This is a genomic window from Actinacidiphila alni (assembly GCF_900112845.1).
Classification (GTDB): Bacteria; Actinomycetota; Actinomycetes; order Streptomycetales; family Streptomycetaceae; genus Actinacidiphila; species Actinacidiphila alni.
This window is the reverse complement of sequence record NZ_FONG01000003.1, coordinates 148,257-173,738: the sequence shown is the minus strand read 5'-3', so window position 1 is coordinate 173,738 and position 25,482 is coordinate 148,257. Positions and strand designations below refer to the sequence as shown.

The following is a 25,482-nucleotide window of genomic DNA, read 5'->3' as shown; positions in this document are numbered from 1 at the left end:
CGTCCCCATGACCACGGCTCGCGAAACAGCACCGTCCACCGCCGCCGGCCCGTCCTCGGACGCGGCCGGCGGCGCCGGGACCGCCCTCACCCCCACCCCGAGCGGGACCACCACCCGCCGCCGGCCGCGTTCGGCCGGCTGGCTGGCCGTCCTGCCGCTGATCGTCTTCGTCGCCGTCGTCTTCGGGCTGCCGGCGTTCGCGATCGTCACCAAGGCGTTCAAGACCGCGCCGGGCGCGCCCGGCGGTGTGCACTGGACGACCGGCAACATCAGCCAGTCGGTGCACGGCGCCTACCTCACCGCACTGTGGGGCAGCGTCAAACTGTCCGCGCTCACCGCGGCGATCGGCGTACTGCTCGGTCTTCCGCTGGCCCACGCCGTCGTGACCTCGCGCTTCCGCGCGCTGCGCGAGGCGGTGCTGGCCGCCTCCGGTGTGCTCGCCAACTTCGGCGGTGTGCCGCTGGCGTTCGCCTTCGTCGCCACGCTCGGCAATTCCGGCGAGCTGACCAGGGCGCTGCATCTGGGCGACCACGGCTGGAGCCTGTACTCCTTCACCGGCCTGAGCGTCGTCTATCTGTACTTCCTGGTCCCGCTGATGGTGCTCACCATCACCCCGGCCCTCGAGGGCCTGCGCACCCAGTGGCGCGAGGCGGCGCAGAACAACGGGGCGACCACCCGCCAGTACTGGCTGCACGTCGCCCTGCCGATCCTCACCCCGTCACTGCTCGGCGGATTCGTGCTGCTCTTCGGCAGCGCCTTCGCCGCGTACGCCACCGCCGCCGCGATCGTCGGCAGTTCGGTGCCGCTGATCACCCTCCAGATCGCCAACGCGCTGTCCGGCAACGTGCTGGCCGGGCAGGGCAATGTGGCGCTCGCGCTGAGCCTGGACATGATCGTGATCGCGGGTGTCGTGATGGCCCTCTACCTCCCCCTCCAGCGCAGGAGCGCACGATGGCTGCACTGACCCCGCCCGCCACCGGCGCCGTACCGACCGCGCCCGGGCCGAAGTCCGTACGGCGGCGCGCCCGTCCCCGGGTGTGGCGCGGCGCCGTCGGGCTGATCGCGGCGCTGTACTTCCTCGGGCCGATGGTCTTCTCGGTGATCTTCACCGTGAAGGTGCCGGGCGAGGGCTTCACGCTCGGCTCCTACACCGGGATCCTCGGCGCCGACGGCTTCTGGGACAGTCTGCGGCTGACCCTGGAGCTGGCCGGCGCGACCATCGCGCTGACGCTGCTCCTGCTGGTGCCTGCGATGATCGCGGTCCGGCTGACCGCGCCCCGGCTGCGGATCCTGCTGGAGGTGCTCTGCTCGCTGCCGCTGGTGGTGCCCGCCGTGGCGCTGACGGCCGGTATCGGCTCGGTGCTCCAGTGGGGGCCCGACGACTTCGCGAACACCCCGCTGTTCGACACCTTCAACTCGATCCAGAATCCGGACTTCCCCGTCGTCCTGCTGCTCGCCTATGTGCTGATGTCGCTGCCGCTCGCCTACCGCACGCTCGACGCGGGTCTGCGCGCGCTGGACCTGGCCACACTGGTCGAGGCGGCCCGCAACTGCGGGGCGAGCTGGCCGCGCACCGTCCTCCGGGTCGTGCTGCCGAATCTGCGCGCGGCGCTGCTGAACACCGCCTTCCTGACCCTGGCCCTGGTGCTGGGCGAGTACACCGTCGCCTCGATTCTCGGCTTCCAGCCGTTCGCGGTGTGGATCGTGTCCGTCGGCGGCAGCAACGCGCAGCTGTCGGTGGCGGTCTCGGTGCTCAGCCTCGTCCTGACCTGGGTCCTTCTGCTGCTGCTCGCCGCCGCGGGGCGCGGCCGTTCGCACCGTAGCCCGCGCACGTCCCGCGGCGGCGCCGCGACCGCGCCCGTCACCGTCACCGTCACCGTCACCGTCCAGGAGAACTCGTGACCACCACCACCGTCAGCACGGCCGCGGCCGTCCGCGGCGCCGCGGGCGCCACCGTCGAATTCCGCGGCCTGCACCGGAGGTTCGGCGCCACGGTGGCGCTGGACGGGCTCGACCTGACCGCGCACCCCGGCGAACTGCTGGCGCTGCTCGGCCCGTCGGGCTGCGGCAAGACCACCGCGCTGCGCATGCTGGCCGGCTTCGAGCACCCCGACGCGGGCGACGTGCTGGTCGACGGCGAGGACATCACAGCCGTGCCCGCCCACCGGCGCGGCGCCGGCATGGTCTTCCAGTCCTACAGCCTCTTCCCGCACCTGACGGCCGTCGAGAATGTGGCGTTCGGGCTGCGGATGCGCGGCAGGAGCAAGGCGGCACGGACCGGACGCGCGGGCGAACTGCTGGATCTGGTGGGGCTCTCCGCGCTCGCCGACCGCTTCCCGCACCAGATGTCCGGCGGCCAGCAGCAGCGGGTGGCCCTGGCTCGGGCGCTCGCGCTCGAACCCCGGGTGCTGCTGCTGGACGAGCCGCTGTCGGCGCTGGACGCCAAGGTGCGGCTGTCGCTGCGCGAGGAGATCCGCCGGCTCCAGCAGGATCTGGGGATCACCACGCTGTTCGTGACGCACGACCAGGAGGAGGCCCTGTCGATGGCGGACCGGGTCGCGGTGCTGCGCGCCGGACGGCTCGAACAGGTCGCCGCTCCCGCCGAGTTGTACGCCCGTCCGGCCACCGTCTTCGTCGCCGAATTCGTCGGCACGACGAGCCGGGTCCCGGCGGTGCGCGCCGCCGACGGCCGGGTGGATGTGCTGGGACTGCGGCTGCCGGTGGAGGGCGAGCTGCCCGCCGACGGCGAACTCGACGCGCTGGTACGGCCCGAGGCGGTACGCGTCACCGCCGATCCGAAGGGTCCCGGCATCGTGGTGGCCGCGTCCTTCCTCGGCGCGGTCACCCGGATCACCCTGCGGCTGGCCGACGGCACCGAGGTCAAGGCCGATGTGCCCACCGAGGCCGCCGCCGGTCTGCCGGTCGGCGCCTCGGCGGCACTGACGCTCCCGGAGCGCCCGGTGCTGGTGGACCGCCGCAGCAGCGTCTGACCCGACTCCCCCGGCCGGCCGCGGCCCGGGTCCGTGTCCCGATCCGGGCGCGGACCCGCGCCCGGCCGTGCCCGCCCGCGGTGCCGTACCGGCCGGTCAGGACCGGTGCGGCGCACTCCCCCGACGAAAGGCGCCCGTGCACCCCCGTCATGCCCCCGGTCCCGCTCAACCCGCCGCCGTGCTCTTCGACATGGACGGCACTCTCGTCGACACCGAGCATCTGTGGTGGCAGGCCGTCACCGAGGTCGCGGAAGGTCTTGGCTACCGGGTGACCGACGCCGACCTGCCGGAGGTGCTCGGCCGGCCGGTCGCGCACACGGCGGGCCATCTGCGGCGCGCCGCCGGGCCCGGGGTGCCGCAGGCGCGGATCGCCGGGGACCTGGACGCCGCTTTCGTGGCGAAGGTGACCGCGGAGGTACGGCCGCGGCCCGGCGCGCTGCGGCTGCTGGCCGAACTGCGGGCCGCCGCCGTGCCGGTGGCGCTGGTCACGGCCTCGCCGCGGCGGGTGGTCGAGGTGGTGCTGCGCACGCTCGGCGAGCGGTGGTTCACGCTGACGGTGGCGGCCGAGGACACCGTACGCACCAAGCCGGCGCCCGACCCGTATCTGACGGCGGCCGAGCGGCTCGGGGTCGCGCCCGGGGACTGCGTGGCCGTGGAGGACAGTCCGCTGGGCGTCGACTCGGCGCGTGCGGCGGGCTGCCCGGTGGTCGCGGTGCCCTCGACCGTGGCCATCGCGCGGGCGCCGGGGATCATGGTGCTGCCCAGCCTGGAGCAGGTCGACCTCGTGCTGCTGTCGGCGTTCGCCGCCGCCCCGGCCTGAGCGCGGCACCGGCCGCCCGGTCGCCCTGCCGCCTGTCCCCCGCACGTCCACGCCCGCGGAGTCCCGATGCCCTATCTGCTACTCGCCCTCGCCATCGTCTCCGAGGTCGGCGCCACCAGCTGCCTCAAACTCACCGACGGCTACACGAGGTTGCTGCCCACGATCGCGGTCGCGGTCGGCTACGTCGTGTCCTTCGTGCTGCTCGGAAGGGCGCTGAAGGACATCCCGGTGTCGGTGGCGTACGCGGTCTGGTCGGGCGCGGGCACCGCGGCGGTCGCGGCCATCGGCGCCGTCGCGTTCGGCGAGGCGCTGGGCCCGCTCCAGTGGCTGGGTATCGCGCTGGTCATCGTCGGTGTGGTCGTGCTGAATGTGCACGGTTCGCACTGACCGCGAGCCCGGTCGCCCAACGGGCTTCCGGGTGCGGGCGGTTGAGGGGGCCGGCGACGGAACGCCCGGCACGCGCTGTTCACGGAATCTTCCCGCGCGCACCGCTTCATGAGCGCGGCCCGACAGAGTTGTATAGCCAACTATCCGGCCGGGAACCTCCCGGGCCCGGACCGGACGGAGAGGACCAGCGCCCCATGCCACCCCAACCCGCCGCGGCGTCCACCGGCAGCACCCTCGCCCTCGCCTCGCCCGCGGCACCGCACGCCGGCGACAGGCTGACCTTCGACTGGACGACGGACCGGCCCAACGCCAAGAACTGGATCGCCGTCTACGGTCCCGGCACCTCCCCCAGCAGCGGCACGTACTGGGTGTGGGCCTACATATCGGCGGGCACGTCGGGGACCACCACCGTCGACACCTCGACGCTGGCCGGCGGCCCGTACACCGCCTATCTGCTCCACGACGACGGGCACGAGATCCTCGCCCGGGCCGCGCCGGTCACCTTCGCGGCCGCCGGCTCCGGCGACAGCCTCGTCCTCGCCTCGCCGACGGCGCCGCGCGAGGGCCAGAAGCTGACCTTCACCTGGAGCACCGGGACGCCCAAGGCCAAGAACTGGATCGGCGTCTACGACGGCGACCGACTCCCCGGCACCGGCACCTCGATCGTGTGGGCGTACTCCGCCGCCGCGTCCGGCACCCTCACCCTGGACACCTCCGGGCTCACCGGCGGCCCGTACACGGCCTATCTGCTCTACGACGACCGGTACGCGATCCTCGCGAAGACCGAGCCGTTCGGCTTCGCCGCCGTGCAGCCGCCGCACGAGGCGGTCGACGCGGTGATCGCGCCCGCGACCGTGGGCGACGAGATCAGCGTCCCGCTGGGCAGGCTGTGGATACGGCCCGAGGGCAACCGGCCCGGCGCGCCCGCCTACCGCCGGGTCTCCGGCGACTCCTGGCTGTCGGTGAGCGGTGACGGCACGGTCACCGGCCGGGCGCCCGCGACCGCCTCCAGCAAGCCGGGCCGGATCGTCACCGCCGTCGAGGACAGCGGCAACGCACTCGACACGGTGACCGTGGAGGTCCCGGTGCGCGCGGTCCGCGACGACCTCGTCCTCAAGGTCGCCTCGCTCAATCTGTGGGACGCGGGTACGCACATCGACGGCCCGCTGGAGAAGCAGGCGCGGGTCGTCCTCACCCAGAACCTGGACATCGTGGCCCTCCAGGAGAGCGGCACCGGCGCCGCCACCGCGCTCGGCCAGGCGCTCGGCTGGAGCGCGCATCAGGGTGCGTACGGTCTCGGCGTCGTCAGCCGCCACCCGCTGGAGGACGTCACCGAGGCCACCGCGGACCTGCCCGCGCTGTCGGCGACGGTCCGGCTGCCCGGCGGCAGGACCGTACGGCTGTGGGTCGCGCAGCTCGACGAGGCGGACTACGGGCCGTACGGCGTCGCGGCCGGACTGGACGCGGCCGGGCTCGTCGCCGCCGAGCGGACGACCGTACGCCTCCAGCAGGCGCAGCGGCTGGCCGCGGCCATGAAGCGGGATCTCGCGGCGGCCACCCCGGTGATCCTCGCGGCCGGGCTCGCCTCGCCCTCGCACCTGGACTGGACCGCGCGGACGGCGGCGGCGCACGGCGGCGTGGGGGCGGTGGCCTGGCCGGTCACCGAGGCGCTGCAGAAGGCGGGTCTGACCGACGCCTTCCGGGAGGCCCACCCCGATCCGGTGAAGGCGCCGGGCACCACCTGGTCCCCGGTGCGGCCGGTGCACGACGGCGGCGGCGCGGAGCCGCGGGACCGGATCGACCAGGTGCAGTACGCCGGCCGGCTGGAGGTGGTGGAGGCGCACAGCCTCACCACTGGCAGGCCGCAGCCGGTGCCAGGCACCGGTGCCAACGGCTGGCCCTCGGACCACGCGGCGGCGGTCGTCACCTTCTCGCTGCGCATGCGCTGAGCGGCAGGGGACCCCGCATGACGACCCCGCCCCACGGCGCCCATGACGCCGCCACCGCCCGACGGCTCCGTACGACGGACCGGCACGACCGCAAAGGACTCGCACCCATGACACCGATCAGCCGCCGCACCTTCGTCGGGACCGCCGCCGCGGCCGGCGCCACCGCCGCCGTCGGCCTGCCGGGGCTGACCGGCACCGCGCAGGCCAGGCCCCGGCCGAGCGGCAGCATCGCCGACGTCAAGCACGTCGTCGTCCTGATGCAGGAGAACCGCAGTTTCGACCACTACCTCGGCAGCCTGGGCGGTGTCCGCGGCTTCGACGACAAGCAGGGCGTCGTGTTCCCCAACGGCACGTCCGTCTTCCGGCAGCCCGACGCGGGCCGCGCCGAGGGCTACTCGCTGCCCTTCCGCTTCGACACCGAGACCTTCAAGGCGCAGGACTTCGGCGGCCTCGACCACGGCTGGGACTCCGGCCATCAGGCGGTCAACAACGGCGCGCAGAATCAGTGGGTCGCCGCCAAGGGCCGTTACACCATGGGGTACTTCACCCGGGAGGACATTCCCTTCCAGTACGCCATGGCCGACGCCTTCACCGTCTGCGACAGCTACTTCACCTCGCTCAACGGCCCGACCGACCCCAACCGGCTGTATCTGTGGACCGGTACGCCGGGCCCCGGCACGGACGGCACCACCGGCCCGTTCACCGACAACAGCATCGTCACCGAGAATCCGGTGGGCGACTGGACGACGTACGCCGAGCGGCTGGAGGCGGCCGGGGTCAGCTGGCGCGTCTACCACAATCCCAATGGCTCGGACAATGAGAACGGCGACTACGACGACAACGCCCTGTCGTACTTCCGGCAGTTCGCGAACGCGCCGAAGGACTCGCCGCTGTACCTCAACGCGATGACCAAGCACGATCTGACGGCCTTCGACGCGGACTGCCGCAGCGGCGCGCTGCCGACCGTCTCCTGGCTGGTGGCGCCGTTCAACTACTGCGAACACCCGAGCGCGGGCCCGGACTGGGGCGCGTGGTGGGTCAACAAGGCGCTGCAGTCGCTGATGTCCAACCCGGACGTCTGGAAGAACACCGTCTTCCTGGTGATGTACGACGAGAACGACGGCTTCTTCGACCACGTCGTGCCGCCGTACCCCGAGGCGGGCACCGCGGACGAATTCGTCGGCGGCAAGCCGATCGGGCTCGGCAGCCGGGTGCCGATGTGGGTGTGCTCCCCGTGGTCGCGCGGCGGTTACGTCAACTCGCAGGTCTTCGACCACACCTCGGTGCTGCGCTTCCTGGAGGTCGTCACCGGCGTCCAGGAGCCGAACATCTCCGCCTGGCGGCGTACCGTCTGCGGCGACCTCACCACCTGCTTCGACTTCGCCGACCCGGACTTCAGCATCCCGAAGCTGCCGGACACCGACGAGCTGAAGGCGCGGGCGACCGCCCAGCACGGCCTTCCGGCCGTACAGGCGCCCGCGGACGGCGAGCAGGCGATGCCCGCGCAGGAGCCCGGCGAGCGCCCGCACCGCCCGCTGCCGTACCGGCCGTGGGCGGACGTCTCGGTCGACCGCGGCACCGGCAAGGTCACCTGCACCATGACCAATCAGGGCAGCGCCGCCTATGTCTTCACGCTGCTGCCCAACATCGCGCGGCCCTTCACCGGCACCCCGTTCCTGGTCGCGCCGGGCACCTCGCGCACCTACGTCTGGGACACCACGGCGACCGACGGGCGGTACGACTTCTCGCTGTACGGCGCCGACGGTTTCGTGTCGCGGTTCGCCGGCACGGTGATCCCGGACGGGCAGACCGATGTGGCGCTGCCGTCGGTGACGGCCAAGCTGACCGGCGCCCAGGACCCCAAGGACGCGAAGGTCGAGCTGCGGCTGGTCAACGACGGTGACACCGAGGTGTGGTTCACGCTCACCGCCAACGACTTCGGCGACGACGCCAAGACCGTGCGGGTCAAGCCGCGCACCCGGGAGACCGCGTCCTGGCGCACCGACCGCCAGGGCCGCTACGACGTCACGGTCACCGCGACGACCGGAACGCGCTTCGCGCGGCGGTACGCGGGGACGGTCCACACCGTCTGAGCCGCCCGCGCGAGGACGGAAGGGGCGGGTCGGCGCGGATTCGCCCCTTCCGTCTGTCCGGCCGCGTCAAGGGCCGCTGAACGGACGGCCGTTCGAGCCGTCGTCGTGGCGGGTGATCCGTTCCGCGAGCGCGCCACCAGGTGGGTCGGCGGGGAGTTGAAACTCCCGTAGGACCGCAGCAGGAACGGTTCTGCTCGACATAACTGGAGTGACGAAACGTGTGGACAAGCCTCGGCAGCCCCCGATCACTGCCGCGGTCGCGCAGTTGGGGCTCCAGGGATCTGATCGGCCGCAAGCAGGAGTCGGCGGCGTTGCGCGGGCTGCTGGCGCGCAACCGCCTGGTGTCGGTGACCGGCGCTGCCGGGGTCGGCAAGAGCCATCTGGCGGCCCGGGTCGTCCTGCCGATGCCGATGGGGCTGTGGGAATCGCTGGTGCAGGTGCGCTGGCACGGTCCGGGCGCGGCCGAGCCGGGCGCCCTGCTCACCGAGCTGGCGAGGACGCTGTCCGGCGGCGCGCTCGGCGGCGAGGCGATGGGCATGGCCGGCGTGCTGCGGCGGCTGGCCGCGGCGCCGACGCTGCTGTTCCTGGACGATGTGGATCCCGTGCAGCCGGAGTGCGTGGGCATCGTGCAGCAGGTGCTGATGGCCGTGCCCACCCTGCGGGTGCTGGTGACCTCGCGGCAGGCGCTCGGTCTCGGTGACGAGCGGGTGCTGCGGCTGCCGCCGCTGAGCACCGGCGGCACGGGGGACGGGCGCGCGCCGGCGGTGGACCTCTTCGTGGACCGGGTGCGGACCGCCGTGCGGGACTTCCCGGTCGACAGCGCCGACCTCGACCACGCGACGGCGATCTGCCGGGCCGTGGAAGGTGTGCCGCTGGCGATCGAGCTGGCCGCGGAGCAGACCGCCCACTTCACGCTGAGCGAGCTGGCCAAGCGCCTGGAGGAGCACCAGGGCTGGCTGAGCAGCCCGTATCCGGTGCTGCGCAGGCACCGGTCGCTGCGGGAGGCGATCGGTGCCACGTACGTGCTGTGCGAGCCGGTGCTGCGCATCGTGTGGGGGCGGATCAGCATCCTCAACGGCTGGTTCACCGAGGGCACGGCGGTGCTGATGTGCGGCGGCGAGGGTGTCGATCCCGCGCTGATCCCCGGCTGTCTGGCCCGGCTGACCGCGATGGGCGTGCTGGACTGCCCGGGCGAGCCGGGCGGCGCGCGGCGCGCCCGCTACCGGCTGACCCGGGCCGCCCGCGAATTCGGCGCGGAACGGCTCAGCCAGGCCGGGGAGTTCCCGGTCGCGGCCGAGCGCCGGCTGGTGCACTGCCGCAGTGTCGCCACGGTGGCGGAGAACCTGTGGAGCACCGGCTCCCAGCCGCAGGCGGTGTGGCTCGCCGAGGAGGAACTGGCCGACCTGGACTCCACGATGCGGTACGCCGTCGAGCACGGCCACCAGGTGGAGGCGGCACTGGAGACGGTGGTCAATCTGTGGTTCCTGTGGGCGGTGTACGGCCGCGCCGAGGAGGGCCGCGGCTATCTGCTGCAACTGCTGCCGCTGTGCGAGCCGGAGCATCCGCTGGTCGCGCGCGGGCTGTGGCTCGCGGCCTGGCTGACCGCGGGCAGCGATCCGGACGGCGCCGCCGAACTGCTGCGCAGCGCGTGGCCCGCGGCCGTCCTCGCGGGCGACGACGCGGCCGTGGGCCGGATCGCGCACGTCCAGGGCCTGCTCGCCATGGACGACCGGGACGCCGAGGGCGCCGCCGGGCACTTCCAGGAGGCGGCGAGCACCGTGCCGCCCGGCTCCCCCGGTGGCCCGTCGCCCGCGCTCAGCCTGGCCGCGCTCGCGCTCGCCCAGTCCGGCTTCGCGCCGGCCGCCGCCAAGCGCAGCGCCCGGCTGGCCTGTGCCGAGGCGGCCTCCCGCGGCGACGCGTGGGCGGCCGTCCTGGCGCGCTACGCCGCCGCGCTCGCCGACCACCGCCTGGGCCGCTCGGGCCGCGCCTGGCGCCGCGCCCAGCGCGCGCTGGCCACGCTGCACGGCGAGGCGTACAACCCCGATATCGCCATCGCCCTGCGGGAGTTGATCACCGCCATCGAGTCCGGCGCCCCGGCCCGCCCGAGCGTGCCGCCGATGCCGCTGCCCACCCCCGTACGCGCCTAGGGCCGGCCTCACAGGACCCGCCGCCTTCCCGCGGACCGCTCCCACCTGCGCGGTTGCATGTCCTCACCCGTGGACTTACGGTTGTCCTCAAGTGCGGACTTACCGGTTCGCCGATTGCGGATCCCCCGCGGACAAGGACCTCTCCATGTCTCTTCCCCAGCGCAGGCTCGGCACCGACGGTCCGCTCGTCGGCGCCGTCGGCTACGGCGCGATGGGCTTCGCACGCCCGTACGGCCAGACCGCCGAGCAGACCACCGACGACTCCGGCGACGCCCTGATCGGCCGGGCCCTCGACCTCGGCGTGACGCTCGTCGACAGTTCGGACATCTACGGCAGCAGCGAGGAGGTCATCGGCAAGGCCGTCGCGCGGCGCCGCGACCAGGTCGTGCTGGCCACCAAATTCGGCATCGTGCGCGGCCCGGGCCCGGACGGACCACCGGTGATCAACGGCCGTCCGGAGTACGTCCGCGAGCGGATCGAGCGCTCGCTGACCCGGCTGGGCACCGACCATGTCGACCTCTACTACCAGCACCGCGTCGACCCGGACACGCCCATCGAGGAGACCGTCGGGGCGATGGCGGAACTGGTCCAGGAGGGCAAGGTGCGCCACCTCGGGCTGTCCGAGGCCGCCGCCGACACCATCCGCCGCGCCCACGCCGTCCACCCGATCAGCGCGGTCCAGACCGAGTGGTCGCTGTGGTCGCGCGACATCGAGGACGAGGTGTTCCCGCTCTGCCGCGACCTGGGCATCGCGATCGTGCCGTACAGCCCGCTCGGGCGCGGCATGCTCACCGGCACCCTCACGTCCTACGACGACCTGCCCGCGGACGACTACCGGCGCCGGATGCCGCGTTTCTCCCGCGAGACGTTCGAGACCAATCTCGCCGCGGTGCGCACCGTGCGGGACATCGCCGCCGCGCACGGCGCCACCCCGGGCCAGGTGGCCCTGGCCTGGCTGCTGGCCAAGGCGCCCGATGTGGTGCCGATCCCCGGCACCCTCCATGTCTCGCGCCTGACCGAGAACGCCGCGGCCGCGCAACTCGCCCTCGCCGACGAGGAGATCAAGCGCCTCGACGATCTCACCGTCGTCGGCGAGCGCGAAACGGAACTCGGCCGCAATTGGTCCTACGGCGTCACTCCGCCGCCCGCCTGAGCAGAAGAGCCGCAAACCCCACACGCATCAGGACAACGAATTGGACCCACCCGATCCAAAGCGGTCCAAGTTGGTTACGGCGCAGGTCGGCGTACCGCTACGCTCTCCCTCCGAATGTTTGTCGAGCAACGTCAGCTAGGAGACAAGTAGCCATGTCACACGATGTGCCGCCGGCCGGCCCGCCGAGTCAGCCGCCCTACGCCGGCGGCCCGTCCAGGGGTTCCTTCGATCCGGCCTCGGTCAACAAACTCGACTGGGCGATTCTCGGAATCGGCGCCGTCGTTCTCATTTTCTCGTTCTTCGACTACTACTCCTGGGATTTCAAGGGGTACGGGATCAACGTCAGCCAGAGCTGGAGCGCCTGGCACTTCAGCCACGGGCTGTTCATAGCCTGGTTCGCGATGGTCATCACCGTGCTGAGCGCGGCGGTGCTCGCGGTCAGCCTGTTCGTGCCGACCGTCACGCTGCCCGCGCCGCCCAGGATGCTGTCCTTCGTCGGCTTCGCGGTGGGCTTCGTGCTCTACCTGATCGCGATCTTCGCCCACTCCGACTTCGGTCCCGCGGGCGGCCACGCCTTCAGCTTCTGGATCAGCCTGATCCTCGCCGGTGTCGGCGCGGTCATCGCGCTGATGCGCGCGCAGCAGACGAACACCGTCCTGCCGGGCCGTCTCAACAGCCTGCCGCGCGTGGGCCGTTGACCACTCGTCGTACCCCGCCGGCCCGTCCGGCACCGCGCGGCCCGCGCCGCGCACGGCCGCCGTCCCCGCCCGTCGTGGCGGGGGCGGCGGTTCGCCGTTGCCGGGGCACGGCCCGGCCGGATCACGCCGCCGCCCGCCCACTCGCGGCGACGGCCGCCGCCACGAAGTCGGCCACCAGCGGCCGCTCGTCGGGCCGCGACCAGGCGATCACCAGCCGGCTCGGCGGCGCGTCCGCCACCGGTACGCGCACCAGGTCCGGGTGGCCGGGGCCGGCGAGCGAGCGCGGCAGCACGGCGATCATCCGCCCCAGCAGGATCAGTTGGACCATCTGCGGGCCGTCCTCGATCTCCGGCCCGGTCGGTTCACCGGGCACGCCGGTCCACCGCACTCCCTTCCAGCGCGGCAGCGCCTCGCCCGCGAGGTCGGCCAGCCGCACCTGGTCGCGCCCGGCCAGCCGGTGGCCGCGCGGCAGGACGGCGACCCGGTCCTCGACCACCAGGGTCCGCGACTCCAGGCCGGTCAGATCGTCGAACGGCCGGTAGAGCAGGGCGACATCGGCCCGGCCGTCGCGCAGGTGGTCCGCCCGGTCGGTGGCGCCGCCGAAGAGGATGTCCACCCGGCCGGCGCCGGGCCGTTCCGCGTAGCCCGCCAGGATCGCGGACAGCAGATCGGCGTCGCCGCCCGGTTTGATCACCAGCCGCAGGTGCTCCTCCGGCGCACCGGCCCTGCGGGCGGCCTCGGCCGCCGCGCCGACCGCGTTGATGGCGTGCCTGCCGTGGTGCAGCAGCGCCTCCCCGGCCGGGGTGAGCGAGACATGGCGGCTGGACCGTACGAGCAGCAGGACGCCGAGCCGCGACTCGATCCGCCGCACCGCCTTGGACAGCGCGGGCTGCGCGATCGACAGCCGGACGGCGGCCCGGCCGAAGTGCAGTTCCTCGGCCACTGCGACGAAATACTCCAGCTCCCGCGTCTCCAGCTCACTCATGCCTCCAGGTTATCGCCGGAGATCCGATCGGTCTTGGACACCGGCGCGGGACGGCGGTTCGATGGAGCCATGATCAGCCACACGATGATTGTCTCCTTCCCCCCGACCATCCCCGACGCCGACCTCGATCAATATCTCCAGGACATCGAAGCCGTGATGCGGGAGTCCGGGCGGATCGGCTCCTTCGCCGCCCGGCGCCACATTCGGGTCGCCGCCGACGACCACAGCCCCGTCTTCGCGGCCACCGCGATCGTCCGGATCGACGTCGAGGACCGCGCCGCGCTCGACGCCGCCTTCGCCGTGCCCGGCGTCGAGGAGCTGATCGGCCGCTGGCAGGCCCGCTATCCGTACCAGGTCGTCTGGGCCAATCACGAGCCGTTCTGACCGTCACGGGCCCTTCCGACCGTTCCGACCGTTCATGGTCCGACGGCTGTCGTACCCCGCTGGCAGACTGTCCGTATGCGCCGCCTCGTGATCATCGACGCCCCGTCCAACCTCGGTCTCCGGCCGCCCGCCGAAGGCACCGTGCCCGGCTGCTACAAGCTCGCGGGCGCGCTGCGCGAGCAGGGTCTGCCGCGGCGGCTCGGCGCGTTCGAGGGCGGGGTGGTCGTACCGCCCCGGTACGACAGGGCCGGATGGCGGCCGGGGGACGGGGTGTTCAACGCGGCGGCCATCGCCGGCTACACCCGCAAGCTGGCCGACCGGATCGAACACCACGTGCGGGCCGGGGACTTCCCGGTCGTCCTGGGCGGCGACTGCTCGATCCAGCTCGGCGCCTCGCTGGCACTGCGCCGGATCGGGCGGTACGGCCTGGCCGTGCTCGACGGGTCGTCGGACTTCCGGCACCCGGGCAACGCCGACCATGTGGGCGCCGCGGGCGGTGAGGAGCTGGCGCTCGGCACCGGCCGCGGCCAGCCGGATCTCACCGACATCGAGGGGCTGCGCCCGTATCTGCGGGACGACGACGTCCGCGTCATGGGCATCCGGGACTATGACACCGAGCGGGCCGAGCTGGCCGGGCTGAAGATCATGAACGCCACGGTCGGCGAGATCCGCGAGTGGGGTGCGCCGGAGCTGGCGCGGGCCGTGCTCCAGACGCTGGAAGTGCCCGTGACCGAGGGCTTCTGGGTGCATCTGGACGCGGACGTGCTCGACCCGACCGTGATGCCCGCCGTCGACAGCCCGGACCCCGGCGGCCTGCTGCCGGACGAACTCGCGGCGCTGCTGCGGACCCTGGTCCGCTCGCAGCGCTGCGTCGGCATCAATGTCACCATCTACGACCCGGATCTCGACCCGGACGGCGCGGGCGCCGCGCTCCTCACCGACCTGCTGGTGGACGCCTTCGCGGCGGACTGACGGCGGGCGAGGACACCGGAGGCCCAGTAGCCGGCGATCATCACGGCGAGCACGAGCAGGGTCTCGCCGGTGCCCCAGACCCAGGTGGCCGTCGAGACGTCCTTGGCGGGCAGCTTGGGCAGCGCGTCCAGCGAGGCGCCGACGTGCTTGACGGCGTCGGCCTGGAACGCCTGGTTGCGGGCGGAGCCGTGCAGGAAGGGCGCGACGAAGACCACCGCCATGCCGAGCACCGCCTCGGCGCCGACCAGTACCGGGAATTCACGGACCAGGAGGGTACGCAGCGGCCGTTCGTCGCCGGCCGCCCGCAGTGCCTCGACCCGCGGGTGCAGCCAGAACTGGTTGAAGGCGCCGAGCAGCAGCAGTGTGCCGAAGATCAGGATCTTCACGCCGAGGACCCGGCCGTACATCGTGGAGACCAGCTGCGACAGGCCGTCGACGTGCTCCCAGTACAGGAAGAGGCCGGACAGGGTGATCGCCGCGACGCAGCTCATGGCGGCGGCGGAGAAGCGGCGGATGACCGGCGACCAGAAGGCGCCGCGGTCGGCGTCTGCCGTGCCGCCGGGCAGGGCGAGCGCCGCGAGCCCGGCCACTCCCCCGAGCCAGACGGCCCCGCCGATCAGGTGCAGCATCCACATCACCGTCTCGAACGTCGTACGCCCCCAGTCGTCGGGCACGGCGTCGGGGAATTTGGTGGTGCCGAGCGCGACGGCGCCAGCCGCGAGTGCGGCGGCCGACAGCCAGGGGCGGGCGGCGCCGGCCGCGGTCCTGCGCGCCGCGAGCGGGGCGAGGAGCACGGCGCCGACGGCCACGAGTGTCACTTCGAGTCCGGCCAGGCGACCGCTGTTGCTGCCGTCGTAGAGGGTGTTCCAGGCGGCGCCGTAGTCGTAGCCGCCGTCCGGCGAGGCGGAGTGGGCGAGGTCGGTGAGGATCGCGGGGACGGCCAGCGCACCAAGCGCGACGGCCACCCGGGCGAGCCGCGCCGTCGTGACGGCGAGCGCGCCGGGGCCGATGCGGCGGGCGACGGGACCGACGGCGATGACCGCGAGCGCGGTGACGCCGACGAAGCCCATCAGGGTCACCCAGGTCGTCCAGGCGACGGCGCTGTCCTCGAAGGGACCGAGCGGGGTGGAGGGCGCGGCCGGCGAGGGCGCGGACAGCAGCAGGTGGCCGGGGAGTTGGCTGGGCAGGGGCATGACGAATCCGTCCTCGCACGAGAACTTCGAAACAGGGGGCGCGTTAGGTTAGGCATGCCTAACTGATCGCGTCAATGTGACGAAGTCGGCCGCTGAAGTGCGGCTTCGCGGTGAACGCGGCGGCTCTCCGGCCCGTAGATCCCCGGCCCCTTTCGGTGCCTTCGGTGCCGGAGGCTGCCCCGCGGCATTCATGAAGAAGAGGCCGACGGGGTGACATGTCTCGTCAACGACGCGGCCGCCGGAGGCGTTCCTCACGGCGGCACGGGGGGGGGCGGGTCGGGCGCGGTCCGGGACGGCCGCGCCCGGGGGCGGCAACGGTCAGGCGCGGGCGAGGAGTTCGAGGGTGTCGATGACGCGGTTGGAGAAGCCCCACTCGTTGTCGTACCAGGCCACCACCTTGACGTGCTTGCCGTCGACGCGGGTGAGCGCCGAGTCGAAGACGGCGGAGACGGGGCGGCCGGTGATGTCGGAGGAGACCAGCGGCTTGTCGGTGTATTCGAGGATGCCCTTGAGCGCGCCGTCGGCGGCGGCCCGGTAGGCGGCGAGGACCTCGTCGCGGGTGACCTCGCGGGCGACGGTGGTGTTCAGTTCCACGATCGAGCCGACAGGGACCGGCACCCGGATCGAGTCGCCGGACAGCTTGCCGTCGAGCCTCGGCAGCACCCGGCCGATGGCCTTGGCGGCGCCCGTGGTGGTCGGCACGATGTTGACGCCCGCGGCGCGGGCGCGGCGCAGGTCGCGGTGCGGACCGTCCTGGAGGTTCTGCTCCTGGGTGTAGGCGTGCACCGTCGTCATGAAGCCGTGCTCGATGCCGGCGAGGTCGTCGAGCACGGACGCCAGCGGCGCCAGCGCGTTCGTGGTGCACGAGGCGTTGGAGACGATGACATGCGCGGCGGGGTCGTAATCGGCGGTGTTCACGCCGTACGCGAGCGTGACGTCGGCACCGTCGGACGGCGCGCTCACCAGGACGCGCTTGGCGCCGGCCTTGAGGTGCGCACGGGCGGCGTCCGCCGAGGTGAAGCGGCCGGTGGACTCCAGCACGACCTCCACCCCGAGGTCGGCCCACGGCAGATTCGCGGGCTCGCGCTCGGCGAGCACCTTGATCCGGCGGCCGTCGACCAGTAGGTCGGTGCCGTCGACCTCGACGGCCTTGTCGAGCCGGCCGAGGGTGCTGTCGAATTCCAGCAGCTGGGCAAGGGTCTCGGGCGCCGTGAGGTCATTGACGGCGACCACGTCGAGGTCGGTGTCGCGGGCGAGCAGGGCACGCAGGGTGCTGCGGCCGATGCGGCCGAATCCATTGACGGCGATGCGGGTCATGAGGGGGGACTCCTTTCGTCACTTCCTCCATGGTCGGCAGCCGCCGGCCGCGCGGACAGTGGCCTGAATGCCAGTGTGCGCAAGTGTCTCGCCAGACTCTCCGCCATCGGCCGCAAGGATCCCGCCACCTGGCGATCGGTTACATGCCCGGGGCGCGCCCGGACCGGGAACCCGGGCGCGCTCACGCCGAGAAGGTGTGCCGGTACTCCGTCGGCGAGGTGCCGAGAATCCGCTGGAAGTGCAGCCGCAGATTGGCGCCCGTGCCGAGACCGACGCGGTCGGCGATCTGCTCGACACCCAGGTCGGTGCGTTCCAGCAGCTCGCGCGCCAGGTCCACCCGGGCCCGCAGCACCCATTGCATCGGCGTGTAGCCGGTGTCCTGCACGAAGCGCCGCGAGAAGGTCCGCGCGGACACCCGCGCGTTGCGGGCCAGCGCGTCCAGCGTCAACGGCTCGGCGAGGTGCGCGAGCACCCATTCGCGCGTACTGGCGAAGACGTCGCCGAGCGGCTCCGGGACGCTCCTGGGCACGTACTGCGCCTGTCCCCCGCTGCGGTACGGCGCCGCCACCAGCCGTCTGGCCACATGGTGGGACAGGCCCACGCCGTGGTCGCGCCGCACCAGGTGCAGGCACATGTCGATGCCGGAGGCCGCGCCCGCCGAGGTGAGGACGGAGCCCTCGTCCACGAACAGCACATTCTCGTCCACCCGCACCAGCGGATGCCGCTCGGCGAGGGCCTTGGTGTAGTGCCAGTGGGTCGTCGCCCGCTTGCCGTCCAGCAGTCCGGTCGCCGCCAGGGCGAAGGCGCCGGTCGAGATCGCCGCGAGCCGCGCACCGCGCCGGTGCGCCGCCATCAGCGCGTCGACCACCGCCGCCGGGGGCTCGGTGACCGCCGGTTCGCGGTAGCCGGGGATGAAGACGGTGTCCACCTCGCCGATCGCGTCGAGTCCGTCGGCCACGTGGTACGACAGGCCGTCGCCGCCGGTCACCAGACCGGGCGCGGCCCCGCACACCCGTACCTCGTACGGCATGCTCGGCCGGCGCGAGAAGACCTGCGCGGGGATGCCGACGTCCAGCGGCTTCGCGCCTTCCAGCACGAGGACGGCCACCTGGTGGTTCTTCCGGCTCATCGGATCGCTCCCTTTCCGCCGCGCCCGTGACGGGCTGCCGTACGCGTACGGTTGCCGGCCGCGTACGGGCTGTCCGCCGCTGAGGGGGATCCCGCCGCCCCGGCGGCCCGTGCCGTACGGGCCTGGCGGCACTCACCCCTGCCGCAAGTATCCTGCCACCGGTCGGCGAACCCCGGGCCGGGGACACCTGGCCTCGGCTCCGCGCCGTCAGTGCTTGCCGGTCCGCCCCGCCCGGCCGAGGGCTTCTTCCGCCTGCGCGGCCAGCGCGCCGACGAGGTCCGCCGCGCGCGGCACATCGGTGACGAGATCGACGGCCTCACCGGCCCACACCGGAAGCACCGGCACCGCGCCGCGCCGCGCGCCACATCGGCGCGGTATTCCGCGCGCGCCCCCGGATCGGCGGCCAATTCCGCCTCCCGGCCGCGCCAGCGGTCCAGATACGGATGCCCGAGGGTCCGGGCGGTGTACGTCCTCGGCCACGGCGACTCACGGGCGATGTCCAGCACGCTGGTGCGCTCGGTGTCCTGGCCGCTCCCGCGGACGATCGACTCGACGGCGGCGGGGTCGGCCAGCGCTTCCGCCGTCGCCTGGAAGCGGGTGCCGATCAGCGCGCCCTCGGCGCCCAGCGCCAGGGCGGCGGCCACACCGCGTCCGTCGGCGATGCCGCCCACCGCGAGCACCGGAATCGGGGCGGCGAGGTCGGCGACCACCGGCACGAAGGGCAGCGTGGACCTCCCCCGCCGCGCCCCGTGCCCGCCGCTTTCGGTGCCCTGCGCCACGATCACGTCGGCGCCGACCGCCACCGCCCGCCGGGCCTCCGCGACATCGGTGACCTGCACGATCACGGCGGCCCCGGCGTCCCGCACCAGCCCGACGAAGGGCGCCGGGTCCCCGAAGGACAGCATCACCGCGGCCGGGCCGTACTCCAACGCCCGCTCGACGGCGGCCACTTCGGCCGCCCAGCACAGGAAGCCGACACCCCAGGGCAGCCCGCTCCCGGCCGCGATCGGCAACTCCCGCGCCAGCCACGCCCGTTCCCCGCTGCCACCGCCGACCAGGCCGAGGCCGCCGCCGCGCGACACGGCCGCCGCCAGCTCACCGCCCGCCGAACCTCCCATCGGGGCCAGCGCGATCGGATGCCGCATCCCGAACATCCGCGTGAACCGCGTCGACAAGGTCATGCCCGCCATCATCGCCGGTAGCACCCGCGCCTCGACAGCGCCATGATACGTGCCGGATCAGCAATATTGCCGGATACGTAATCTTGCCGATCCGGCATTTTTCTCCTACGGTGGGCCGCATGACGACGGATGCAAACGCCGGTTCTGACCCCGCTTCTGACCCCGGTCCCGGTCTGCGGGAGCGCAAGAAGCGGGAGACGCGGGTCGCGCTCAGCCAGGCGGCGATCCGCCTCTGCGTGGAACGCGGCTGGGCGAATGTGAGCGTGGAGGACATCGCCACCGCCGCGAATGTCTCCGAGCGCACCTTCCGCAACTACTTCTCCGGCAAGGCGGAGGCCATCGCGGCCAGCCATCTGGAGCGCATGGGACGGGTCGCGGACCGGCTGCGGGCGCGGCCGGACGACGAACCGCTCTGGAACTCGGTGGTGCGGGCCGTGGAGGAGCAGTTCGCGCCGCGGGGCACACCCGGCGCCGGGCCGGCGCGCGACCGCAAGCGCTGGGCGGAGGGGCTCCGCCTGATGCTGGCGGAACCGGCCCTGCACGGCGAGATCGTCAAGGCGAACGCCGTCGCGCAGGCGGAGTTGGCCGCGGCGATCGCCGAGCGCACCGGCACCGACGCCGCGCGGGACCTGTATCCGAAGCTGCTCGCCGCCGTGGTCGGCGCGTGCAGCGCCGTGGCCGTCGAGCACGCGATGAACGCCGACCCGCCGGCCCCGCTCGCCGATGTCCTGCGCGAGGCGTTCGACGCGCTCGCGCACGGCCTGCCCGTACCGCCCCGGAGGACCGCATGACGCCCCGCCGATCCATGGACGCGACCGACATACCGGATGTTGTCGTCGTCGGCGGCGGCCCCAACGGCCTTATGCTGGCTTGCGAGTTGGCACTGGCCGGGGTGCGGCCGCTCGTCCTGGAGCGGCTGCCGGAGCCGAGCACGGAACCCAAGGCGAACGGTCTGCTCGGCCAGGTCGTGCCGCTGATCGACCGCCGGGGGCTGTACGAGCGGATCGGCGGCGTGCCGGGACCGCCGCGGCCGAATTCCGCGTATTTCATGTTCGCCGCGCTGCCGCTCGACCTGAGTCTGTTGCCGGACAGCCCCGTTCACACCCTGGCGGCGCCGCAGCAGCGGATCGTCGCGGTCCTGGAGGAGCGGGCGACGGAGCTGGGCGTGGAGATCCGGCGCGGTCATGACGTGGTCGCCCTCGCGCAGGAGCCGGCCGGGGAGCGGGCCGGCGCCGACACCGTCGCGCTGGACGTCACGGGTCCCGACGGCGGCCACCGGCTGCGGGCCCGTTACGTCGTCGGCGCGGACGGCGCCCACAGCGTCACCCGCAAGCTCTCGGGCATCGGCTTCCCGGGTGTCAGCTACGACCGCAGGACGAGCAGGACGGCGCACGCGGCCGTCCCCGAGCAGTGGATCGATCCGGCCAGCGGCGCGCTGAACGTGCCGGGACACGGTCCCGTCCTGCCGTTCCTGCCGCTGCGGACCGAGCGCGGCGGTTTCTCCTACGCGCCCTTCCCCGGCCGCCCGGCGCTGGTCAGCACCACGGAGTGGGACCAGCCGGAGACGGCGGCGCCGATGAGCCTGACGGAGATGGCCGAGAGCATCCGCCGGGTGCTGGGGTGCGACGTGCCGCTCGGCCCGCCGGCCGGTGAAGGCCCGTACGTCCTGCGCCGGTTGACCGGCGGCAATACGCGGGTCGCCGAACGGTTCAGGGACCGCAGGGTGTTCCTGATCGGGGACGCCGCCCATGTCTACACCGCGGGCGGCGGTCCCGGCCTCAACCTCGGACTCCAGGACGCGGTCAATCTCGGCTGGAAGCTCGCCGCCGAGATCCGCGGCGAGGCACCCGCGGGTCTGCTCGACAGTTACGAGGCGGAGCGCGGAAAGGCGGCGCGGCGGATGGTCGTCTACGCCCAGGCCCAGGCCGCGTTGACCGCACCGGGCCAGGACGTCACGGCGCTTCGGGAGCTGTTCGGCGAACTCCTCACGCAGCCCGCCACCGTTCAGCACCTCGCGGATCTGACGGCGGGCACCGATGTCCGCTACGACATGGGCGAACCCGAACCGCACTCACTGGTCGGCCGGTTCGCGCCGGACCTGGACGTGGTGACCACGGGCGGCGCCGTACGGCTGGCCGAACTGGCGCGGTCCGCGCGGCCGTTGCTGCTCGACCTGACCGACGACGCGTCGGCCGCCGCGGCACTCGGTCCGTGGGGCGGCCGCGTCGAGGTGGTCACCGCACGGCCCGCGCCGTCCGGCCGCCCCGGTCCCGCCGCCCTTCTGATCCGGCCGGATGCGTACGTGGCCTGGGCCTCGGACGAGCCGCGTCCGGGTCCGGAGGCGCTGGAGAAGCTGCGCGCCGCGGCGGAACGCTGGTTCGGCCCGGCGATCGCGGACGCCGTCCGCCAGCGGCTGCGACGCCGGAAGGCCCCAGACGTCCCTAGGCGGCCCTAAACAGCGAGCATCTTCTGGATCGCCTGCCGGGACACCCCCAGCTCGCGGGCGATGTCGGACTGGGTGACGCCCTGGTCGATGAGCTGCTGCATCAGCTCGCGACGCTCGGCCGCGTACTGCTGCGCCAGGCGGGCGTGGTGGAGGGCCTGGGCGCGGGCCTCCTTGATCCGGGTGAAGGCCGCTTCGTGCGTCGAGAGATCTCGGGATGTCGCCATGCCACCATCCTGACAACCGGGGGTTGACAGTGTCAACCCCCGGTTGTCGGAAGACGCATGTACCCGTCACCCATTCGGGGGATTCCGGGCGTAGCCTGAAGTGGAGCCGCGACGGTCCGGGACGCGGTGCGCCGAGAAGCCGAAGAGGAGTTGCATGTTCAACTTCATGGATGAGCTTTTTGTGCCGGGCCGCAAGCACACCGAGGACGAGCGCAACCGCCTGGAGCTGACCCGCGAGGACGCCGGCAGCAATGACCCCGGGCGCGGCATGATCGACCTGGACTCCGGCTCGGTGGTGATCAGGCCGCCGCGCGCCGACGAGCCCGCCCCGGCCGTACCGACCGTCCCGGAACCGGAGGGCGACACGACGGAGGACGAGTGACGGCCCCGGCCCACTGACGTCGGCCGGTCAGGACACCTCGGACGCCAGGACCCTCGGACGCCACGAAACCTCAGCCGTCACGAAACCCCGGACGGCATGACGAAGCTGCCGCCCGCGCTCTCCGCCAGACATGCGCCGAAGAGCGCGCCGGGCGTGAAGGCACCGGGGCGGCCCTCTCCCCGGGCCAGCCGGCCGGCCGTCTCCGCGGCGACCGCGGCCGTGAAGTCCATCCCGTCCCCCGCCCGCAGCCAGCCCTCCCGGACACTGCCGTCGGCCCAGCCCACCCGGGCGCGCGCCCAGGAGATTTCCCTGGCCGCCGGACGCTCCGGCAGCTTCACCCGGGCCAGCCGCCGCTTCGCCGCCCCGCCGAGCGCCGGCCTGGCCAGCAGCAGCGACGCCAGCGGCAGCACGGCGCGGGCCGCCCGCCCGGTCGGGATCGCGCCCGACGCGGCGGTCACGGTGCCCGCCCCGCTGGCCCGCCGCGCGGCCTCCAGCTCACCGGACGGCGCGCTGCCGGACGAGACCGCCGTGCCGTCCGGCAGCGCGAACCGCTCGACGGCGCCACCGAGCCGGTCCCGTACGAACCGGCCGTCCGCGTACCGCCCGCCGCCCGCCGCGACGCCGTCCACCAGGGCCGCCGCGAGCGCGTACCCCATGAGGCCGGGTTCGGTTCCGACGGCGGCCAGGGCGTCCACGCGCACCCGCTCCGCCGGGGGCCGGCCCTCGCACAGCCGGAGCACCACGCTCTCGGTGGCGAGCACCCCGAATCCGGCGCCTGCCACCAGTGTCTGCCCGGCGGCCACGGCCGCCTCGTGCAGGTCGAGGGTCGCGGCGACCGACCGCAGTTCATTGGTCAGGTCGACGTAGTGGGTGCCGGGCGGGCAGGCCCGTACGATCGGCGGCGCGGTCTCGGCGAACGGTCCGATGGTGTTGACGACCACGGCCGGGGTCTCCCCGCGCAGTGCCGCCGCGGTCTCCTCGACCGATCCGGCGACCACGGTCCGCGCGGTGCCGCCCACCGCGGTGACCGTCCCGGCCGCGGCGCCGAGGCGTCCGGCGTCCCGCCCGACCAGGACCAGCGGTTCGCCCTCGGCCGCGAGCAGCGCGGCGATCGACCGCCCCGTCCGGCCCGTCGCCCCGAGAATCCAGATCTCCCGCATCGCACTGCCTCTCCGCCGCACACATCCGCGTGGTCCTGCCGCGCTCGTGCGCGGCGCCGCCCGTGACGTTCACCGGTGTCCGTGCGGCGCTTCCATCGTCGGAGCGGGTGATCGGCGCGGTCCAATACCTGTTGCGCAGCAAGCAATGCGTTTGGCATATCACCCCAGGTAGGCGATGGTTTTCAGCGCTGCGCGGCGGCGGCCAGGGAGCGGCCGAGGCCCAGCAGGACGAGCAGCCAGACGGCGGCGGCGATCCACAACAGGACCGTCCCGAGGCCGTGCAGGCCCGGCAGGTCCGCGGCGGCGGAGGTGGAGAGGGTCGCCACCGCGGTCATGCCGAGCGGGAAGACCGTGGACCAGCGGCGGATGTCGTAGCGGGGCCGCGGCCGCAGGATCTCGCAGACCGCGAGCACCGCGTACCAGGCGAAGTCCAGGCTCAGCAGCACCAGCGTGGCGATCTTCAAGGTGGTGTGGGTGCCGCCCGACCACAGCGGGGACGCGGTGAGTTTGGAGCCGGCGAGCGCGGAGATCGCCAGCGCGCCGGCGGCGATCCAGTGGTCGCCGGAGCCGGTCAGCACCTGCCGGATGTCGAAGCGGGCGAGCGCCTCGCCGTAGAGGAAGACGCCGAGGCAGAAGGCGATCACCGCGGCGCGGCCGAGCCACGCGGTGCCGTCGGCGAGCGAGAGGGTGGCGGCCAGGACCGCGAGGCCCTGGGTGGCGACGCAGACGAGGAAGGCGGCGCCGGGCGCCGGGCGTTTCCAGTGCCGGAGCACTGACACCAGCAGCCAGGGCCAGACCGCGACCGCGATGACCAGCAGCGCCTGCGCCATGGTGCGGTGGCCCGACAGCGAGAGCCGGGTGCCGAGTACGCAGGTCGCGGCGACGGCGGTCAGGGCGGGCGGGTTGGCGGCCTGCGCCTGCCAGCGGGCCCGGTCGCGCAGCAGCGTGGCCGCGAAGGTCGCGGCCAGCCACACCCATACGGCCGCCGCGACGGCCAGCAGGATCGCGGACAGGGTGTCGTCGCCGATGAGGTGGAAGCCGACGGAGATGATGCCGGTCGCCATGACGATGGCGCCGGCCGCCGGGGGCACCGCGGGCCGGCGGGGCGCGGCGGCGGCCGGTGCGGGGCCGGCCCCGCGCTCAGTAGTCGACACGTTCCCAGCCCCTGCGTGGAGCGCGGCCGCCGAGCTGCTCGGGGTCACGGCTGCGGTAGACGACGTACGGCCGGAAGAAGTACTGAAGAGGCGCGCTGAACATGTGCACCAGCCGGCTGAACGGGATCAGCGCGAACAGCGCCATGCCGATCACCGCGTGGATCCGGTACGCCAGCGGCACTCCCGCCCACAGCCCGGTCCTGGGGTGCAGCGTGAACAGGCTGCGGGCCCAGGGCGCGATGGTGGTGCGGTAGTCGTAGCCGCTGTGGATGTCGGAGTGCATGAGCTTGGCGGTCATGCCCATCACGATCGCGGCGAGCAGCACGACGTACATCAGCTTGTCGTTGCGCGTGGTGGCGCGCAGCACCGCGGCGTTGGTGCGGCGGCGGTAGATCAGCATCAGGATGCCGGTGACGGCGAGCAGTCCTGCCGCGCAGCCGCCGAACAGCGACAGCAGGTGGTAGGTGTGTTCGCTCATCCCGACCGCGTCCGTCCACGAGGCGGGGACGAACAGGCCCATCAGGTGGCCGACGAGGACGAAGAGAATGCCGTAGTGGAACATCGGCGAGGCGATGTTCAGCAGCCGGGATTCGTAGACCTCCGACGAGCGGGTCGTCCAGCCGAATTTGTCGTAGCGGTGCCGCCAGACCAGGCCGGAGACCAGGAGGACGAAGACGGCGTAGGGCAGTACGCCCCACAGGAAGGTGTTCATCGCGGT

The 25,482-nt window shown here is 73.2% G+C and carries 24 protein-coding genes; 15 read left to right on the top strand and 9 right to left on the bottom strand.

Annotated features, from left to right (window positions below):
- Window positions 1–7 precede the first annotated feature (7 nt).
- The 10 genes from BM076_RS06380 (at window position 8) to BM076_RS06335 (ending at window position 12,237) form a co-directional block, all read left to right on the top strand.
- Window positions 8–964 (top strand): ABC transporter permease, encoded by a 957-nt coding sequence (locus tag BM076_RS06380; protein WP_093712388.1) that lies wholly within the window; start codon window positions 8–10, stop codon window positions 962–964.
- Window positions 952–1,902, top strand: coding sequence for an ABC transporter permease (locus BM076_RS06375; RefSeq protein ID WP_093712387.1), 951 nt, complete (start codon window positions 952–954; stop codon window positions 1,900–1,902). The genes BM076_RS06380 and BM076_RS06375 overlap by 13 nt, the downstream gene beginning before the upstream one ends.
- On the top strand, window positions 1,899–2,990 hold the full coding sequence (locus tag BM076_RS06370) for an ABC transporter ATP-binding protein (RefSeq protein ID WP_093712386.1): 1,092 nt from the start codon (window positions 1,899–1,901) through the stop codon (window positions 2,988–2,990). Before BM076_RS06375 ends, BM076_RS06370 begins: the two co-directional genes overlap by 4 nt.
- Window positions 2,991–3,168: 178 nt before the next feature.
- Window positions 3,169–3,810, top strand: a complete 642-nt coding sequence (locus BM076_RS06365; RefSeq protein WP_245795781.1) for an HAD family hydrolase — start codon at window positions 3,169–3,171, stop codon at window positions 3,808–3,810.
- 66 nt (window positions 3,811–3,876) lie between these two features.
- Window positions 3,877–4,197 carry a DMT family transporter gene (locus BM076_RS06360; RefSeq protein WP_093712385.1) on the top strand — a complete coding sequence of 107 codons (321 nt, stop codon included), beginning with the start codon at window positions 3,877–3,879 and terminating at the stop codon, window positions 4,195–4,197.
- Between the two features lie 194 nt (window positions 4,198–4,391).
- Entirely contained in the window at window positions 4,392–6,146 is a 1,755-nt protein-coding gene (locus tag BM076_RS06355; RefSeq protein ID WP_093712384.1) for an endonuclease/exonuclease/phosphatase family protein, read from the top strand.
- 107 nt (window positions 6,147–6,253) lie between these two features.
- A complete protein-coding gene (locus BM076_RS06350; protein WP_093712383.1) occupies window positions 6,254–8,239 on the top strand; it encodes a phosphocholine-specific phospholipase C in 1,986 nt (661 codons plus the stop codon).
- A gap of 218 nt (window positions 8,240–8,457) precedes the next feature.
- The gene (locus BM076_RS06345; RefSeq protein WP_093712382.1) at window positions 8,458–10,386 is read left to right on the top strand and encodes an ATP-binding protein; all 1,929 of its coding nucleotides are present in this window, start codon (window positions 8,458–8,460) and stop codon (window positions 10,384–10,386) included.
- A 145-nt stretch (window positions 10,387–10,531) separates the two neighbouring features.
- The gene (locus BM076_RS06340) at window positions 10,532–11,539 is read left to right on the top strand and encodes an aldo/keto reductase (RefSeq protein WP_093712381.1); all 1,008 of its coding nucleotides are present in this window, start codon (window positions 10,532–10,534) and stop codon (window positions 11,537–11,539) included.
- 152 nt (window positions 11,540–11,691) lie between these two features.
- Complete coding sequence (locus tag BM076_RS06335) at window positions 11,692–12,237, top strand: hypothetical protein (RefSeq protein ID WP_093712380.1); 546 nt, start codon at window positions 11,692–11,694, stop codon at window positions 12,235–12,237.
- Window positions 12,238–12,358: 121 nt separating this feature from the next.
- On the opposite strand, the gene BM076_RS06330 is transcribed toward BM076_RS06335, so the two are convergent.
- Window positions 12,359–13,222, bottom strand: coding sequence for a LysR family transcriptional regulator (locus BM076_RS06330; RefSeq protein ID WP_093712379.1), 864 nt, complete (start codon window positions 13,220–13,222; stop codon window positions 12,359–12,361).
- Between the two features lie 69 nt (window positions 13,223–13,291).
- Between BM076_RS06330 and BM076_RS06325 the strand changes: the two genes are divergently transcribed.
- Entirely contained in the window at window positions 13,292–13,606 is a 315-nt protein-coding gene (locus BM076_RS06325; protein WP_093712378.1) for a hypothetical protein, read from the top strand.
- A gap of 75 nt (window positions 13,607–13,681) precedes the next feature.
- Window positions 13,682–14,578: an arginase family protein gene (locus BM076_RS06320; RefSeq protein WP_093712377.1), complete on the top strand. Its 897-nt coding sequence runs from the start codon at window positions 13,682–13,684 to the stop codon at window positions 14,576–14,578.
- Here the strand turns inward: BM076_RS06320 and BM076_RS06315 are convergent.
- The 4 genes from BM076_RS06315 to BM076_RS06300 all read right to left on the bottom strand — a co-directional run bounded on the left by BM076_RS06315 (window position 14,497) and on the right by BM076_RS06300 (window position 19,398).
- Entirely contained in the window at window positions 14,497–15,771 is a 1,275-nt protein-coding gene (locus BM076_RS06315; RefSeq protein ID WP_093712376.1) for a copper resistance D family protein, read from the bottom strand. The two genes, BM076_RS06320 and BM076_RS06315, sit on opposite strands and share 82 nt — an antisense overlap.
- A 318-nt stretch (window positions 15,772–16,089) precedes the next feature.
- Window positions 16,090–17,088, bottom strand: a complete 999-nt coding sequence (gene gap, locus BM076_RS06310) for a type I glyceraldehyde-3-phosphate dehydrogenase (RefSeq protein WP_093712375.1) — start codon at window positions 17,086–17,088, stop codon at window positions 16,090–16,092.
- A 181-nt stretch (window positions 17,089–17,269) separates the two neighbouring features.
- Complete coding sequence (locus BM076_RS06305; protein WP_093712374.1) at window positions 17,270–18,217, bottom strand: GlxA family transcriptional regulator; 948 nt, start codon at window positions 18,215–18,217, stop codon at window positions 17,270–17,272.
- Window positions 18,214–19,398, bottom strand: a complete 1,185-nt coding sequence (locus BM076_RS06300) for a nitronate monooxygenase (protein ID WP_218160045.1) — start codon at window positions 19,396–19,398, stop codon at window positions 18,214–18,216. The genes BM076_RS06305 and BM076_RS06300 overlap by 4 nt, the downstream gene beginning before the upstream one ends.
- Window positions 19,399–19,517: 119 nt before the next feature.
- Here BM076_RS06300 and BM076_RS06295 point away from each other — a divergent pair, with 119 nt between their 5' ends.
- Both BM076_RS06295 and BM076_RS06290 read left to right on the top strand, forming a co-directional pair.
- Window positions 19,518–20,189: an acyl-CoA-like ligand-binding transcription factor gene (locus BM076_RS06295; RefSeq protein WP_093712373.1), complete on the top strand. Its 672-nt coding sequence runs from the start codon at window positions 19,518–19,520 to the stop codon at window positions 20,187–20,189.
- The gene (locus BM076_RS06290) at window positions 20,186–21,853 is read left to right on the top strand and encodes an FAD-dependent monooxygenase (RefSeq protein ID WP_245795779.1); all 1,668 of its coding nucleotides are present in this window, start codon (window positions 20,186–20,188) and stop codon (window positions 21,851–21,853) included. Before BM076_RS06295 ends, BM076_RS06290 begins: the two co-directional genes overlap by 4 nt.
- Here the strand turns inward: BM076_RS06290 and BM076_RS06285 are convergent.
- Window positions 21,850–22,068, bottom strand: coding sequence for a helix-turn-helix domain-containing protein (locus tag BM076_RS06285; protein WP_093712371.1), 219 nt, complete (start codon window positions 22,066–22,068; stop codon window positions 21,850–21,852). The genes BM076_RS06290 and BM076_RS06285 overlap by 4 nt on opposite strands.
- Window positions 22,069–22,222: 154 nt before the next feature.
- On the opposite strand from BM076_RS06285, the gene BM076_RS06280 reads away from it, so the two are divergent.
- Window positions 22,223–22,450 carry a DUF6191 domain-containing protein gene (locus tag BM076_RS06280; RefSeq protein WP_093712370.1) on the top strand — a complete coding sequence of 76 codons (228 nt, stop codon included), beginning with the start codon at window positions 22,223–22,225 and terminating at the stop codon, window positions 22,448–22,450.
- 77 nt (window positions 22,451–22,527) lie between these two features.
- On the opposite strand, the gene BM076_RS06275 is transcribed toward BM076_RS06280, so the two are convergent.
- The 3 genes from BM076_RS06275 to narI form a co-directional block, all read right to left on the bottom strand.
- Window positions 22,528–23,610, bottom strand: coding sequence for a saccharopine dehydrogenase NADP-binding domain-containing protein (locus BM076_RS06275; protein ID WP_093712369.1), 1,083 nt, complete (start codon window positions 23,608–23,610; stop codon window positions 22,528–22,530).
- A gap of 182 nt (window positions 23,611–23,792) precedes the next feature.
- Window positions 23,793–24,764, bottom strand: coding sequence for a tellurite resistance/C4-dicarboxylate transporter family protein (locus BM076_RS06270; RefSeq protein WP_245795777.1), 972 nt, complete (start codon window positions 24,762–24,764; stop codon window positions 23,793–23,795).
- Window positions 24,751–25,476: a respiratory nitrate reductase subunit gamma gene (narI, locus tag BM076_RS06265; RefSeq protein ID WP_093712367.1), complete on the bottom strand. Its 726-nt coding sequence runs from the start codon at window positions 25,474–25,476 to the stop codon at window positions 24,751–24,753. The genes BM076_RS06270 and narI overlap by 14 nt, the downstream gene beginning before the upstream one ends.
- Window positions 25,477–25,482: the final 6 nt, after the last annotated feature.

Bases quoted from the DNA above. Each gene is read 5' to 3' on its own strand.
- BM076_RS06380 (WP_093712388.1), top strand. From the start codon at position 8: ATGACCACGGCTCGCGAAACAGCACCGTCCACCGCCGCCGGCCCGTCC.
- BM076_RS06375 (WP_093712387.1), top strand. From the start codon at position 952: ATGGCTGCACTGACCCCGCCCGCCACCGGCGCCGTACCGACCGCGCCC.
- BM076_RS06360 (WP_093712385.1), top strand. From the start codon at position 3,877: ATGCCCTATCTGCTACTCGCCCTCGCCATCGTCTCCGAGGTCGGCGCC.
- BM076_RS06355 (WP_093712384.1), top strand. From the start codon at position 4,392: ATGCCACCCCAACCCGCCGCGGCGTCCACCGGCAGCACCCTCGCCCTC.
- BM076_RS06350 (WP_093712383.1), top strand. From the start codon at position 6,254: ATGACACCGATCAGCCGCCGCACCTTCGTCGGGACCGCCGCCGCGGCC.
- BM076_RS06340 (WP_093712381.1), top strand. From the start codon at position 10,532: ATGTCTCTTCCCCAGCGCAGGCTCGGCACCGACGGTCCGCTCGTCGGC.
- BM076_RS06335 (WP_093712380.1), top strand. From the start codon at position 11,692: ATGTCACACGATGTGCCGCCGGCCGGCCCGCCGAGTCAGCCGCCCTAC.
- BM076_RS06330 (WP_093712379.1), bottom strand. From the start codon at position 13,222: ATGAGTGAGCTGGAGACGCGGGAGCTGGAGTATTTCGTCGCAGTGGCC.
- BM076_RS06325 (WP_093712378.1), top strand. From the start codon at position 13,292: ATGATCAGCCACACGATGATTGTCTCCTTCCCCCCGACCATCCCCGAC.
- BM076_RS06320 (WP_093712377.1), top strand. From the start codon at position 13,682: ATGCGCCGCCTCGTGATCATCGACGCCCCGTCCAACCTCGGTCTCCGG.
- BM076_RS06315 (WP_093712376.1), bottom strand. From the start codon at position 15,771: ATGCCCCTGCCCAGCCAACTCCCCGGCCACCTGCTGCTGTCCGCGCCC.
- gap (WP_093712375.1), bottom strand. From the start codon at position 17,088: ATGACCCGCATCGCCGTCAATGGATTCGGCCGCATCGGCCGCAGCACC.
- BM076_RS06305 (WP_093712374.1), bottom strand. From the start codon at position 18,217: ATGAGCCGGAAGAACCACCAGGTGGCCGTCCTCGTGCTGGAAGGCGCG.
- BM076_RS06300 (WP_218160045.1), bottom strand. From the start codon at position 19,398: ATGACCTTGTCGACGCGGTTCACGCGGATGTTCGGGATGCGGCATCCG.
- BM076_RS06295 (WP_093712373.1), top strand. From the start codon at position 19,518: ATGACGACGGATGCAAACGCCGGTTCTGACCCCGCTTCTGACCCCGGT.
- BM076_RS06290 (WP_245795779.1), top strand. From the start codon at position 20,186: ATGACGCCCCGCCGATCCATGGACGCGACCGACATACCGGATGTTGTC.
- BM076_RS06285 (WP_093712371.1), bottom strand. From the start codon at position 22,068: ATGGCGACATCCCGAGATCTCTCGACGCACGAAGCGGCCTTCACCCGG.
- BM076_RS06280 (WP_093712370.1), top strand. From the start codon at position 22,223: ATGTTCAACTTCATGGATGAGCTTTTTGTGCCGGGCCGCAAGCACACC.
- BM076_RS06275 (WP_093712369.1), bottom strand. From the start codon at position 23,610: ATGCGGGAGATCTGGATTCTCGGGGCGACGGGCCGGACGGGGCGGTCG.
- narI (WP_093712367.1), bottom strand. From the start codon at position 25,476: ATGAACACCTTCCTGTGGGGCGTACTGCCCTACGCCGTCTTCGTCCTC.